Genomic DNA, 15,077 nt, shown 5'->3' with positions numbered 1-15,077 from the left:
TTCAACAAAAAACAATAATAAAATGGCGAAAATTACAGCCCAAGAAGTAAATAAATTAAGACAATCTACAGGCGCAGGTATGATGGATTGTAAAAATGCACTTGTTGAAGCAGAAGGAGATTTTGACAAAGCAGTTGATATTTTACGTAAAAAAGGTCAAAAAGTTGCAGCAAAAAGAGCAGACAGAGATTCTTCTGAAGGTGCTGCTATTGCATACGTAAATGATGACAATACACAAGGTGCTATTATTTCTCTTAATTGTGAAACTGATTTTGTTGCTAAAAACGATGCTTTTGTTGCTTTAGCTACAGAATTAGCTAAAGTTGCAGTAAATTGTGACTCTAAAGAAGCTTTTTTAGCTGCTGATTTTGGAGGAATGACTGTTGCTGAAAAATTAATTGAGCAAACTGGAGTAATTGGTGAAAAATTAGAAATTGGTGGATTTGAAAAAGTATCAGGTCCTTATGTTGGTTCTTATATTCACGTTGGTAATAAAATTGCTAGTTTAACGGTTTTATCTGCTAATATTGAAGGTTCAGATGTTGTTGCTAAAGATGTATCTATGCAAGTAGCTGCAATGGGAGCTACTACATTATCTTACAAAGATTTCGATCCTGCTTATGTTGCTTCTGAAACTGAAGCTAGAATTGCAGCAATTGAAAAAGATAATATTGAACTTGCTAGATTAGGTAAAACACTTAAAAATGTTCCTACTTTTATTTCTAGATCTCAATTAACTGATGAAGTTATTGAACAAACTAAATTAAAATTAAAAGAAGAATTAAAAGCTGAAGGTAAACCAGAAGCTATTTGGGATAGAATTCTTCCTGGAAAATTAGAACGTTTTATTTCTGATAATACTACATTAGATCACGAACAATGTCTTCTTGATCAAAATTTTATTAAAGATGAAAAAATTACTGTTGCTGAATATGTAAAATCTATTGGAGATATTACAGTAACTGATTTTAAAAGAGTTTCTTTAGTATAATATACTATTAAATTTCAATAAAAAAAACCTCGCTAAATACGAGGTTTTTTTTATGCCTTTTTAAAAATGATGCTATTATTAAATTTTTATAAATACCTTCCTTCTATACAATACATAAGTTAAAAACCAAAAGAACACTATATGTGCTATAGCAAATAATAATGATCCATTCATAGCTCCAGCAATTGGCACAAACACATGCTTATATAAATAACTATAACCTGTAAGTCCTTCTCCATTTGGCCCTGTTATTTTTACTAAATAAATTATTGTTTTTACATAAACACCTGAGAACATAAAAATAAATAATGGATTTGTTCCAAAATGAATAAATGGTGTAGACCATTTATTAAAGCCTTTCACATCAATTATCCATAACAATAAACCTAAAAACAATAAAGCCAAACCACCAGCATAAAGTACATAAGTACTAGTCCATAACGATTTATTTATTGGAAAAATAGTACCCCAAGCTAAACCTACAACTACTAAAATAAGTCCGTATATTACAAACTTTTTAATAGTTTCCATTGTACTACTAGAAATTTCAATAATATTTCCGGAAAAATAACCTAATAAAACTGTTGCTATTGATGGCAATGAAGACAATAAACCTTCGGGATCAAAAGTAAAACCTAATCCTTTATACATATGATTTTCTCCCAAAATTGCTAAGTCAACTAATTGCACTAAATTTTCTGTTGGAGCGTAAGGATCTATTGGATTTCCAAAGTATAAAAGAGCCCAATAACCCAATAAAATAGACACAAAAATATATTTTAAAACTTTTACATTAAACTGTAAACACAACAAAGCCGTTAATCCATATGCTATTGCAATCCTTTGTAAGACTCCTAAAAAACGTACATTTTCAAAATTAAACTTTGGAAATAAATTTAAAAATAGGCCTAATAAAAAAATAATTAAAGTCCGCTTTATTACTTTTTTAAAACTAGCCTTAGTAATGCCTTTTTCAAACTTTTTAAAAGAATAAAACATAGAAACCCCTACAATAAAAAGAAAAAAAGGAAACACTAAATCTGTAGGCGTACACCCATGCCATTTGGCATGTAATAATGGTGGATAAACGTAACTCCAACTACCGGGAGTATTTACCATAATCATTAAAGCAATAGTTAAACCTCTTAAAACATCTAAAGCAATTAATCTTTGGGATACAGCCATACTCTTTTTTTAAAATTTATAATTATTAAAATAACTAAAATTAAAAACCAAGAAATACATCCTTAATTTTCAAATATAATTACCATCATAAATTTAATAAAATTGTTCTAGAAAAGCCTGTTTTTAAGTTTCATTTTTTTAGAAAACTTAAAAGTGATTAAACAAAAAAATTATAAAAAAACACAAACCAAACCTTTAATTAAAATTTTAAATTAACCTAAAAATGCAAAACTGTATTAAATATTCCATCAATTCATGCCAAACATTCCATTTATACTTCTAAAGTATTTATTATATTTGCATAACTTTCAAAGAAATTATGACTTATAAAAGAATTCTATTAAAATTAAGTGGTGAAGCGCTTATGGGCGACCAACAACACGGAATAGACCCAAAAAGATTAGCAGAATATGCTCAAGAAATAAAAAATATTGTAGATAAAGGTATTGAAGTTGCCATAGTTATTGGTGGTGGAAATATTTTTAGAGGTGTTGCCGGAGCAAGTAATGGTATAGATAGAGTTCAAGGAGATTATATGGGTATGTTAGCCACTGCCATAAATGGGTTAGCATTACAAAGTGCTATTGAAACTGCTGGTATAAAAACTAGGTTGCTTACCGCTATAAAAATGGAGCAAGTTGCAGAACCTTTTATTAAAAGAAGAGCAGTACGTCATTTAGAAAAAGGAAGAGTAGTTATTTTTGGTTGTGGAACTGGAAATCCGTATTTTACAACTGATACTGCCGCTGTTTTAAGAGCAATAGAAATAGGTGCAGAAGTTATTTTAAAAGGAACTCGTGTAGATGGTATTTACAATAAGGATCCTGAAAAAAATGATAACGCCATTAAGTTCGATTCCATTTCTTATAAAGAGGTGATGAATAAAGGTTTAAAAGTTATGGATATGACTGCCTTTGCTTTAAGTCAAGAAAATAATTTACCAATTATTGTTTTTGATATGAATACAAAAGGAAACCTAGAAAAAGTAATTTCAGGAGAAAGTATTGGAACAAAAGTTGATAATTAGTTAGAAATTAAAATTTTTTAATTATGAATGAAGAATTAGACTTTATTATAGATAGTACAAAAGAAGCAATGCAAGAAGCAATTGTGCATTTAGAAAAAGAATTCAGAAACATTAGAGCAGGTAAAGCTAGCCCTACAATGTTAGCCAGCGTAACCGTAGATTATTATGGTTCTCAAACACCTTTAGCACAAGTTGCTAATGTTGGTACAATGGATGCACATACAATTACTGTACAACCTTGGGAGAAAAACATGCTACACGAAATTGAAAAAGCCATTATGAATTCTAATTTAGGTTTTAACCCTATGAATAATGGTGAAGTTGTTATTATTAACGTGCCTGTTTTAACCGAAGAACGACGTAGAAACTTATCTAAACATGCAAAAGCAACAGCCGAAAACGCTAAAGTAAGCATTAGAAACGACCGAAGAGAAGCAATGCAAGAAATTAAAAAAATTGATGCTTCTGAAGATATGAAATCTATTGTTGAAGAAAACATTCAAGCTTTAACTGATAAATTTAGTGAAGAAGTTGACAATCTTTATAAAATAAAAGATGCTGAAATTATGAAGGTGTAATTTCACCCTTTCTAATTAATTCATTCTAAAAGCAAAAAGGCTATCTAAAATGTATATATCCTAATTGCGAAACTTGAAATAATCTATATTTATCATATTTAAAAAAAGATTATTTCTTATAATTCGTATTTAGTGAATTCTATAACATAATAGATAGCCTTTTTTATTCATATATTTTTATTTTCTAAGCACTAAAAATATTTTAATGAAAAAGGTACTAACTTTATTAGCATGCATCCTTCCTCTTTTAGTGGTTTCTCAAAACCAAATTAGTGGAATTATAACAGATAGTAAAACGGATAAGCCCTTACCTTTTGCATCTATAATAACAAATACTGGCTTTGGCGTTTTAACAGATGTTGATGGAACTTTTTCTATAGAAACAAAAAACAGCTTTAATTTTATTAAAATTTCATACATAGGTTATTCAACTATAGAAATTCCTATAAAAAACAACACTCCTTTTCTTTCCATAAAATTAACAAGTTCTGTTGAAAGCTTAAACGAAATTTTAATTACCGCTAAAGAAAATCCTGCTTTAGAAATTATTAAAAACACCATTAAAAACAAACCTAAAAACAATATAGAAAAAGCATTAAACACCTTTAAGTTTAATACTTATAATAAAATTTTGGTAACTGCTAACCCAGATTCTATTAATGGAAAAATTGATTCTATTTATAAACTAAAAAAAGATGGAGAAAAGCAATTTATATCTATAGATTCTTCAAACTATAAATTTAAAAAAGATCTAATAAAACAACATTTATTTATTTCTGAAAAAATCTCTGAATTTAAATTTGAAAAAGGTAAAAAACAAAAAGAAGTTGTTCTAGCCTTTAGAATGGCCGGATTAAAACAACCTATATACGAATTGTTAGCTGTTACATTTCAAGACCTTTCTTTTTATCATGAGTTTTACACATTAGCCGGTACAAAATATACAAACCCCATTGCCAATAATGCCTTAAAAAAATACAACTACAAAATTTTAGACACCATAGATAACGGACACGGAAGTTCAATTTTAATTTATTATAAACCTAAAAAAGAAACAGGAAATTTAGGTATAGAAGGTGTTTTATTTATAGACACCAAACAATTTGCAATTACCAAAGCTATTGCAGAATTAAAGGGTTTGGTAAATATTAAAGCAACTCAAAATTTTAGCTACCAAGAAAAACATCAAATTTGGTTTCCTAAAACTATGAATGTAGTACTAAGAAAAGGTAAAAATAAAGAAAGTATCGCATTGTTTGGAGGTGCCATTAAAGTTTCAGAAAGCAAGAAAAACGACTCTCTAATTAAAACAAACACAAAGGAAGAAAGTGATGTTACTTATTTTATTTCCAAATCATCAAATTCAAATATTTATATTAACACGCCTGTGTCTATAAAAAAATCTTCCACTACAATACAATTTAACGATGATGCCCATAAAAAACGAGCTGACTTTTGGAATTTATACAGAACCGATTCACTTACACAACGAGGAAAAAATACATACATTTATTTAGATAGTGTAGCTAAAACTGAAGGTGTTGAAAAAAAAATAAATTTTGCTCGTAATATTTTAAAAGGCTACTTCCCTACTAAATACATTAATCTTAACCTAGGCAAAATATTAAATTTAAATAATTATGAAGGTGTTCGTTTAGGCTTTGGAGGAGAAACAAATACAGATTTTTCATCTATTTTTAAAATAGAAGCGTACATAGCGTATGGTACAAAAGATAAAGACTTTAAATACAGTATTGGAGCATCAACTAGAGTTAATAAAAACAATAATACTTGGATAGGTGGTAGCTATACAAATGATTTAAAAGAAGCTGCTGCGTTAGATTTTATAAAAGAAAACAACTCGTTTTCTCCTGTAAATCCTAGAAACTTAAATATCGATAAGTTTTACAATTATAAAGTGGCAAAAGCTTTTATATCGCACGATATTCAACCAAATTTGGAAGCAAAACTTCAAGTTAGTAGTGGAGATTATTTACCTGTTTTTGAATATCAATTTAACTCTTTAGATAAAAACTTAACAGCATATAAATTAAGTTTAGCAACTTTAGGATTTCAATACAATCCTAAAAACGAATACATGAATTCTCCTGTTGGAAAGCTTAAAATAAAAAATGTTTTTCCTCAATTTACATTTCAATTTACAAAAAGTTTTGAAGATATATTTCAGAGTGATTTCGATTTTACACAAATAAATTTAAGAATTTCACATGAAATAAAACCTCTAAAAAAAGCAACAACAACTATTTTAGCTGAAGGAGGTATTGTATTTGGAGACACACCAATTTCGCACTTATTTAATGCAACACCTAACTATACATTTAAAAGCCCTTGGAGCAAGCGTATTACTTTTGCGGGTAAAAATAGTTTTGAAACTATGGGATATAATGAGTTTATATCAGATAAATTTGCTGCATTGCATGTTAAACATCAATTAAGACCTTTTATTGTTAGTAAAAAATTCAAACCTCAATTAACAGCAGTAACCAGAGTTGCTATTGGAAAAATTAGCAACCCAGAATACCATAATGGACTAATTTTTAAAGGTTTAAACAAAGCTTATTTAGAAAGCGGTTTAGAATTTAATAACTTATTTAAAGGCTTTGGCTTAAGCGGTTTTTATAGATACGGAGTATATAAAAATACCCTTTGGAGCGATAATTTAGCTATAAAATTAACCTATAAATTAAGGATTGGTTTTTAACTATTAGGTAATTAAAAGCTCAACTATTTTATTAACTTTGCAAGAAATTTTTTTTAATGAATTTCTGGGCTCATATTTCTAGACTGATTTTAAAAGGTCGGTATATTATAATTCTTTTAATTGCAATTTGCACCTTCCTTTTGGCTACACAAATGCAGTATATGCGTTTTTCATATACAGAAGCCAACCTTTTACCTGACAACCATCAAGTAAACATAGAATATAATAAATTTTTAGATCTTTTTGGAGAAGAAGGAAATCTAATAATTTTAGCAACTGAAGACCCTTCAATATTTACTCCCGAAAAATTTAAAGCTTGGAATAATTTATCTAAACAACTAGATAGTTTTGCAGAAGTAGATTTTACTGTTGCAATAGGTGATATTCAAAAATTAACAAAGAACAAAACAGAACAAAAGTTTGACCTAGTACCTTTATACACTGAAGCACCTGAAACAGTAGAAGATGTTTTAAAAATAAAAACTGAACTCTTTGAAAACCTTCCTTTTTACGATAATTTTTTATTTAATAAAAAGTCTGAAACTATTAGAACAATTGTCTACCTAAAAAAAGACATTGTAAATACTGCTGTTCGTAAAGATTTTATTTTTGATGCTCTAAATCCCGCAATAGAAACATTTGAAAAAGATTATAATATAGATATCAGAGTATCTGGTATGCCGTACATTCGTACCATGAACGCTCAAAATATTATAGATGAAATAGGTATTTTTGTTGCACTTGCCTTAGGTGTAACCGCACTTATTTTCTTTTTCTTCTTTAGATCTTTTAGAGCAACTTTTATTACTTTAATAGTAGTTAGTATTGGTGTTATTTGGGCTTTTGGTTTTATTGGATTATTTAGGTATGAAATTAGCGTTCTAATGGCATTAATTCCACCATTAATTATTGTAATTGGAGTGCCAAACGCCATATTTTTAATAAATAAATACCAACAAGAAGTAAAAAAACACGGAAATCAAGCTAAATCTTTACAACGTGTAATTTCTAAAGTTGGAAACGCAACTTTAATGACTAATGTTACAACAGCCTCTGGTTTTGCAACATTTATTTTCACAAAAAGTCAGTTATTACGAGAATTTGGTACTATTGCTTCTATTAATATTTTAGCAATTTTTGTTTTAGCATTATTAATTATACCTATTATATACAGTTTTTTACCGTTACCAAAAGAAAAACACCTAAAACATTTAGAACGCAAATGGATTGACACCATTGTTACTTGGATGGAATCTATAGTTAGACACCATAGATTAACAGTATATGCAACAACTGTTATTTTAATTATTGTAAGTATGATAGGTATTTATATGATTAAAATATCTGGAAGTTTAATTGAAGACATGCCTAAAGGCAAACCATTTTTTAAAGATATTGTATTTTTTGAAGAAGAATTTGGAGGTATAATGCCGCTTGAAATTGTAATTGATACTAAGACTGAAAATGGTGTAATGAAACTTAGTACATTACAACGCATGAATAAATTAGATGAAACTATTGATGAAATTCCTCAACTTTCAAAATCTATTTCAGTTTTAAATTTAGTTAAATATTCTAAACAAGCATTTTACAACGGAAAACCACAATTTTACGAATTACCAAACAATCAAGAAAAAAATTGGATACTATCTTATTCTAAAAAAGCAACAACAGATAGCAATTTATTGAACAACTTTGTTGATTCAACTGGACGTTATGCAAGAATAACAACCTTTATGAAAGATATTGGAACTGATAAAATGGAAATAATTGAAGACCGCCTAATTCAAAAAATTGATAAGGAGTTTCCAAAAGAAGATTATAATGTTAGCATGACAGGAGGTGCTTTAGTATTTTTAAAAGGAACCACCTTTTTAATAAATAACCTGGTTATTTCACTTTCATTAGCCATTATATTAATCGCTATTTTTATGGCGTTCTTATTTCGTTCTTTTAGAATGATTGTAATTTCATTAATTCCTAATATATTTCCACTACTTATTACTGCTGGTTTAATGGGCTATTTAGGTGTTCCTATAAAACCATCAACAATTTTAGTTTTTAGTATTGCTTTTGGTATATCTGTAGATGATACTATACACTTTTTAGCAAAATATAGACAAGAATTAATGACTAATAATTGGAAAATTAAACAATCTGTTTACGCAGCTTTAAGAGAAACTGGGGTAAGCATGTTTTATACATCAATAGTCTTATTTTTCGGTTTCTTAGTCTTTACAGTTTCAAGTTTTGGAGGTACTATTGCCTTAGGAGGTTTGGTTTCAATAACACTTTTATTTGCAATGGTCTCTAATTTATTATTACTTCCTTCGTTACTACTTTCTTTAGAGAAAAAAATTGCCAATAAAAAAACCTTTAAAGAACCAACTTTAGATATTCTTACACCAGAAGATCAAAACATAGATAAATAAGCTATTTAGCTTTTAAATACACCTATTTTTAAAATAAATAATTAGTGATTTTATAAAACATTTTTATAAAATCACTTTTACACAATTAGATTTTCCAACTTTCATTAGTTAATGTATCTTTGTAACTCTTAAAATTTTAAACATGAATAAAAGTACTGTAGCTGAACTTTTAAGTTCAAATAATTTTTTACAAGATGTAACCCTTAAGGGTTGGGTTAGAACCTTTAGAGCTAATAGATTTATAGCTTTAAACGATGGTTCAACAATTAACAATATACAATGTGTTGTTGACTTTGAAAAGACTGACGAATCCGTTTTAAAACGTATAACTACAGGCGCTGCAGTTTCTGTAAAAGGTACTTTAACTGAAAGTCAAGGAAAAGGACAATCTATAGAGATTCAAGTTAATGAAATTGAAATATTAGGAGACTCTAATCCAGAAGAATACCCTATTCAACCAAAAAAACATAGCTTCGAATTTTTACGTGAACATGCACATTTAAGAGTAAGAACAAATACATTTAGTGCAGTAATGCGAGTACGATCTGCTTTATCTTTTGCAGTTCATAAATATTTTACTGAAAATGGTTTTTATAATTTTCACGCACCTATAATTACAGGGTCTGATGCTGAAGGAGCTGGTGAAATGTTTAAAGTAACCACATTAGATGTTGAAAACCCACCTAAAACCGAAGCTGGTAAAGTAGATACTTCTAAAGACTTTTTTGGAAAAACAACAAACCTTACCGTTTCTGGTCAATTAGAAGCAGAAACCTATGCAATGGCATTGGGTAAAGTTTATACTTTTGGACCAACTTTTAGAGCAGAAAACTCAAACACTACACGTCACCTATCAGAATTTTGGATGATTGAACCAGAGGTTGCATTTAATAATTTAGATGACAATATGGATTTAGCAGAAGATTTTATTAAATCTGTTATAAATTACGTGTTAGATACTTGTAAAGATGATATTACATTTTTAGATAATAGATTCAACCAAGAAGAAAAAACAAAACCTGCATTACAACGCAGTGAAATGACTTTGCTTGAGAAATTAAACTTTGTGGTTGAAAATAACTTTAAAAGAGTTTCGTATACAGAAGCTTTTGAAATTTTAAGAAATTGCAAACCTAATAAAAAGAAAAAATTTCAATACCTTATTAATGAATGGGGTGCAGATTTACAAAGTGAACACGAACGCTTTTTAGTAGAAAAACATTTTAAATGTCCTGTAATTTTATTTGATTACCCTGCCAATATTAAAGCCTTTTACATGCGTTTAAATGACGATGGTAAAACTGTAAGAGCAATGGATGTATTGTTTCCAGGAATTGGTGAAATTGTTGGAGGCAGCCAACGTGAAGAGCGCTTAGATGTATTAAAACAAAAAATGGAAGCACTAAAAATTGATGAAAAAGAATTATGGTGGTATTTAGATACTAGAAAATTTGGAACAGCAGTGCATAGTGGTTTTGGATTAGGTTTTGAACGCTTGGTGCAATTTACAACCGGTATGGGTAATATTAGAGATGTAATACCTTACCCTAGAACTCCTCAAAACGCAGAGTTTTAATTTGCGGAAACTTAAAACTAAATACACATATTTAGAAATTAAAAACAGAACTTGAGAAGTTCTATGTTTTTTTGTATTTTTATAAAAAGTCACAATTAATATATGCTAAAACAAAGCTTAAATTTTAAGTTATTACAGAAATTATCCCCTCAGCAAATTCAATTAATGAAATTGATTCAATTGCCTACACAAGCATTTGAACAAAAGTTAAAACAAGAACTAGAGGAAAATCCTGCTTTAGATAGCGGTAAGGAAAATACTGACGAGTTTGAAGATCATCAAAATGATGAATACGATGACTCTGGTAACGAAAATATAAGTACAGAAGACATAAATATTGATGAGTATTTAAGTGATGATGAGGTACCAAGTTATAAAACCCATGCAAACAACTATTCATCAGATGATGATGAAAAAAGTATTCCGTATGCATCAGGAACTTCATTTACACAGCATTTAACTACACAAATGAATACCTATCGTTTAAGTGAAAATGAAGAAATTATTACAGATTTTCTTATTGGAAGTATAGATGATAGTGGCTATATAAGACGCGATTTAATAGATATATTAGATGATTTAGCTTTTACCCAAAACATATTTACAACTATAGAAGAATTAGAAAGACTATTAAATTTAGTTCAACAATTAGACCCTGCAGGTGTAGGTGCTAGAAATTTAAAAGAATGTCTAATTCTTCAATTAAAAAGAAAAACAGAAAAACCTAGCAGACTTTTAGCTATTGATATTCTAGAAAATTCTTTTGAACATTTTGCTAAAAAACACTATAAAAAATTATTACAAAAACACCATATTTCTGAAGAGCAACTTAAAGAGGCTATTCAACAAATTGAAAAGTTGAATCCAAAACCTGGAGGATCTTACGTAGGAAATAATAAAATAGCAGAGCAAATTGTTCCAGATTTTACAATTAGAATTGTTGAAGGTGAACTAGAACTTACGCTTAACTCTAGAAATGCTCCAGAACTCCATATTTCAAGAGAATATAATGATTTGTTATTAGGCTATAAAGATTCTAAAGAAAAATCCAAATCTCAAAAAGAAGCGATACAATTTATAAAACAAAAATTAGACTCAGCTAAATGGTTTATAGATGCCATTAAACAACGTCAACAAACATTACTTTTAAATATGAATGCAATTATGCTTCATCAAAAAGAATATTTTTTAACAGGTGACGAACGAAAGTTAAAACCTATGATTTTAAAAGATATTGCAGATGTTATTAATATGGACGTTTCAACAGTTTCTAGAGTAGCAAATAGCAAATATGTAAATACACCTTACGGAACAAAATTAATTAAAGAATTCTTCTCAGAATCGATGAAAAACGATCAAGGTGAAGATGTTTCAACACGTGAAATTAAAAATATATTAGCTACTGTTATTTCAAATGAGAATAAAAAGAAACCTTTAACAGACGATAAATTATCTATTCTATTAAAAGAAAAAGGATATCCAATTGCAAGAAGAACTGTTGCAAAATATAGAGAACAATTAGATATTCCTGTAGCTCGATTAAGAAAAGAGATTTAAGAAAACCTATAAACTTATGAAGTTTTCTAAATTTATTTCAACTTTTTTTAATCCAATAAATTTTCCAATTATTGGGGCTTTTATATATTTTCTATTTAGACCAAAATATATTTTTAAACCTCAAGAATATACCATTTTATCTATAATATTAGTAGGTACTTATATTTTTCCAATTGTATTTTTGGTTATATTAAAACACTATAAGATGATACATAGTTATAAAATAGTATCAATTGAAGAACGAAAATTTCCTACTATTTTATTTACAACAATTTCACTTTTAGTTGGTAATTTACTTTTTAAATCTAATATAGTAAATTTACTAGCATTGTTATTTTTTGGCTATACCATAGCTTTTTTAATTTCTTATGTGCTTCTTTATTTTAATCAAAAGATAAGCTTACATACGGGTGCTATAGGTGGTTTAATAGGCTTCTTAATTTACTTTAGCTATTATTACGAAATAAATTTAATATTAATTATAGCCTTCTTTTTTGTTTTAAGTGGTGTTATTGCTTCCACAAGAATTCGATTAAAAGCAAATACACTTTTAGAAGTTTTTTTAGGTTTTTTTATAAGTATAATTAGTCAATTTTTTATTTACGGCATCTATTACATTATATAAAATTTTAGTCCTACACTAAAATCTCTAAAATTAACCGGACTTGTAGTATCATTAATAAATGCATTTTCAAAAATTGGGTTTAAACCATAATAAACATATAAATTCCAAGTGCTAAAACCAGCTGAAAGTGTTACTCCAAGTTGCAATTTATTAATTTCATCAATATTTTTAACATATAGTGTTTCATTAACATCTGTAAATTTGGATTTTGAAGCAAAAATATAAGAAGCTTTTATGCCAGTATAAATTCGCCAAAATTTATATTTGGTAGCAGTTGAAGTTCTCCATCTAAGTTCAAAAGGAATATCAATAGCATGCAATCTAAGCCAATTAGATTCGTAATCTTTAGCAATAGAGAACACATTGTTATTTAAAGCTTTTGAAATCTTTAAATTTTGAATATATGCGTTGTATTGATATCCTAAACCTAATGCAACACCAAAAGATCTTCTAGTGTTTAATGGTATATCTTTAATAAAACCTACTGCAACACCACCTGAAAATCCATTTTGAGATACGTCATTAGGCTTTTCTGTTAAAGCGTTATATGTTAAAGCCAGATACAATTGATCTTCTAAATAAGCCGCATTATAACTTATGGAATCATTCTGTATTTGAGCTCGAACAAATACACTACTAAAAAGTATTAAAACTACTACTAAGAATATATGTTTCATTAGGCATTAATTGTTTTAAATCTATAATTAACTTGTAAGTTAAATTAAAACATTGTGTATAAACAAATATACTTTTTAAAAACAAAAGAGGCAATCAAAATTGATTGCCTCTTTAAAATTAAAGTTATATGCTTTTTAAAAGTTACCTTTTATGTCGTTACTTTTAGTAGTTGAAAAACTAACTTTTAATGCATTAATGTCTCTTAATTGCTCTTTAATATCTAAGATTGTACCTACATTGGCTTCTTTATCAGCTTTAATAGAAGTAGTCATAAATTTAACCTCTTCTTCTTTTCTTAAAGCTCTTTCAGCAAAAATAAAACTAGGAACATCGTTAACGTCTATAATTTTATCATTTACTTGAATTTTATCCCCACCAATTCTTGCATCTTTAGATTTACCAACATAAATAGTACTAACCAAACTTTTCATCTCTAGTTTTTTTACTTCACTAGCAGCAGGAAGTATTGGTTTTTTAATTAGTAAATCTGTTTCTCTCATAGTAGTTGACACCATAAAAAAGAATAACAACATAAATACAATATCAGGTAAAGATGCCGTAGAAATAGCCGGTAATCCTTTTTTCTTCTTTTTAAACTTACTCATATTCTGATATTATTTAATTGGTTCTGGTTCGGTAATAATTTGAGGATAACTATCCTTTAAAAAGTCTATTTTTTCCTTCAAACTATCTCCACCGTTATCGTTATACTCTTTTAACAAATCACTATAAGTTCTATTATATTTCTCTAAAGCCATTCTGTTTCTCAACTCATTGTATGCAGCTTCTATTTCATTTTGAATAGAAACATACATTCCGTAAGTTGTTCCTCTATCGCTTTGTAAAGATATAATTGCTTTTGTTGGATGATCTGACGATGCTGGATCTTTTGCTCCTTGACAGTAATCACAAGGTTCTGCTGGTTTACCATCTTTAGCAACAGATAAACCACCACCATTATCAATAAAATCCATCGCAATTTTGCGAATATCTGTAACCTCTACAAAATCAGTTCCTTCAATAAGAATTTGATTGTTTCTATTTACAGTAATGTCTAATACATTCTTTTCTTTAATAGTTACTTCAGGAGTATCTTCTGATTTTTCAGGTAATTTTCTAGAAATACCAGAGTCAACATCCATAGTTGTTGTAACTAAGAAAAATATTAAAAGCAAGAACGCAATGTCTGCCATTGAACCAGCATTTATTTCTGAATTTTCTCTTCTTGCCATAGTGTTATTATTTTGCTAATGATCTTACAAAATCAACTACAAAGAATCCTAAACCTACAACACCTAAAATAGCGCTAAAGTTAATCCCTGTACTTACCCATTTTGAAACAGCTCCTGCTTCACCATCTTCTAAAACTCTTCCACTAACATCTAAAACAGCTGCATCTGAAGAAACAGAATATGCAATAATTAATATTACCGCTAAAGCTACAATACCAATTAATGTTCTTTTTAATACTTGTGGATGTTTTACTAAATTCAACATTGAAAATACCACTGCAATTACTGCCGTTGCTATTAGTACAATATTAGCAAAACTAATAAATGGAGAAACGATACTTGCCTGAACTTCGGCATCGGTTTCAATTGTTTCATCACCTACCATAACAATTCTAACGAAAAAATAGAATGCTATTAATCCAATAAGACCTGCTATTAAGGTTAATATTTTTGAAAATTTCTTATTCATAATTT

At 28.4% G+C, this 15,077-nt stretch carries 13 protein-coding genes; 8 read left to right on the top strand and 5 right to left on the bottom strand.

Annotation, left to right across the window (positions count from 1 at the left end; translation table 11 throughout):
• The first annotated feature begins 22 nt into the window (after window positions 1-22).
• Entirely contained in the window at window positions 23-991 is a 969-nt protein-coding gene (tsf, locus tag MKD41_RS13945) for a translation elongation factor Ts (RefSeq protein ID WP_240242946.1), read from the top strand.
• A 78-nt stretch (window positions 992-1,069) separates the two neighbouring features.
• Here tsf and MKD41_RS13940 read toward each other — a convergent pair whose 3' ends face one another.
• Window positions 1,070-2,176: an acyltransferase family protein gene (locus MKD41_RS13940; RefSeq protein WP_240242945.1), complete on the bottom strand. Its 1,107-nt coding sequence runs from the start codon at window positions 2,174-2,176 to the stop codon at window positions 1,070-1,072.
• 319 nt (window positions 2,177-2,495) lie between these two features.
• On the opposite strand from MKD41_RS13940, the gene pyrH reads away from it, so the two are divergent.
• The 7 genes from pyrH to MKD41_RS13905 all read left to right on the top strand — a co-directional run bounded on the left by pyrH (window position 2,496) and on the right by MKD41_RS13905 (window position 12,693).
• The gene (gene pyrH, locus MKD41_RS13935) at window positions 2,496-3,203 is read left to right on the top strand and encodes a UMP kinase (RefSeq protein ID WP_240242944.1); all 708 of its coding nucleotides are present in this window, start codon (window positions 2,496-2,498) and stop codon (window positions 3,201-3,203) included.
• Between the two features lie 23 nt (window positions 3,204-3,226).
• On the top strand, window positions 3,227-3,781 hold the full coding sequence (frr, locus tag MKD41_RS13930) for a ribosome recycling factor (protein WP_240242943.1): 555 nt from the start codon (window positions 3,227-3,229) through the stop codon (window positions 3,779-3,781).
• Between the two features lie 205 nt (window positions 3,782-3,986).
• Window positions 3,987-6,503 carry a DUF5686 and carboxypeptidase-like regulatory domain-containing protein gene (locus MKD41_RS13925; RefSeq protein ID WP_240242942.1) on the top strand — a complete coding sequence of 839 codons (2,517 nt, stop codon included), beginning with the start codon at window positions 3,987-3,989 and terminating at the stop codon, window positions 6,501-6,503.
• 56 nt (window positions 6,504-6,559) lie between these two features.
• Entirely contained in the window at window positions 6,560-8,935 is a 2,376-nt protein-coding gene (locus tag MKD41_RS13920; RefSeq protein ID WP_240242941.1) for an efflux RND transporter permease subunit, read from the top strand.
• Between the two features lie 142 nt (window positions 8,936-9,077).
• Window positions 9,078-10,511: an asparagine--tRNA ligase gene (asnS, locus tag MKD41_RS13915; protein WP_240242940.1), complete on the top strand. Its 1,434-nt coding sequence runs from the start codon at window positions 9,078-9,080 to the stop codon at window positions 10,509-10,511.
• A 102-nt stretch (window positions 10,512-10,613) separates the two neighbouring features.
• Window positions 10,614-12,068, top strand: coding sequence for an RNA polymerase factor sigma-54 (gene rpoN, locus MKD41_RS13910; protein WP_240242939.1), 1,455 nt, complete (start codon window positions 10,614-10,616; stop codon window positions 12,066-12,068).
• Window positions 12,069-12,084: 16 nt separating this feature from the next.
• Window positions 12,085-12,693, top strand: coding sequence for a hypothetical protein (locus MKD41_RS13905; RefSeq protein ID WP_240242938.1), 609 nt, complete (start codon window positions 12,085-12,087; stop codon window positions 12,691-12,693).
• Here MKD41_RS13905 and MKD41_RS13900 read toward each other — a convergent pair.
• From MKD41_RS13900 to MKD41_RS13885, 4 genes are all read right to left on the bottom strand, one after another.
• A complete protein-coding gene (locus tag MKD41_RS13900) occupies window positions 12,681-13,370 on the bottom strand; it encodes a porin family protein (protein WP_240242937.1) in 690 nt (229 codons plus the stop codon). The two genes, MKD41_RS13905 and MKD41_RS13900, sit on opposite strands and share 13 nt — an antisense overlap.
• A 135-nt stretch (window positions 13,371-13,505) precedes the next feature.
• Complete coding sequence (locus MKD41_RS13895; protein ID WP_240242936.1) at window positions 13,506-13,976, bottom strand: ExbD/TolR family protein; 471 nt, start codon at window positions 13,974-13,976, stop codon at window positions 13,506-13,508.
• A gap of 9 nt (window positions 13,977-13,985) precedes the next feature.
• A complete protein-coding gene (locus tag MKD41_RS13890) occupies window positions 13,986-14,603 on the bottom strand; it encodes an ExbD/TolR family protein (protein ID WP_240242935.1) in 618 nt (205 codons plus the stop codon).
• 7 nt (window positions 14,604-14,610) lie between these two features.
• On the bottom strand, window positions 14,611-15,072 hold the full coding sequence (locus MKD41_RS13885) for a hypothetical protein (protein WP_240242934.1): 462 nt from the start codon (window positions 15,070-15,072) through the stop codon (window positions 14,611-14,613).
• Between the last annotated feature and the right edge of the window lie 5 nt (window positions 15,073-15,077).

The sequence above is a fragment of the Lutibacter sp. A64 genome, from assembly GCF_022429565.1.
Classification (GTDB): domain Bacteria; phylum Bacteroidota; class Bacteroidia; order Flavobacteriales; family Flavobacteriaceae; genus Lutibacter.
This window is presented reverse-complemented; position numbering and strand designations above follow the sequence as displayed.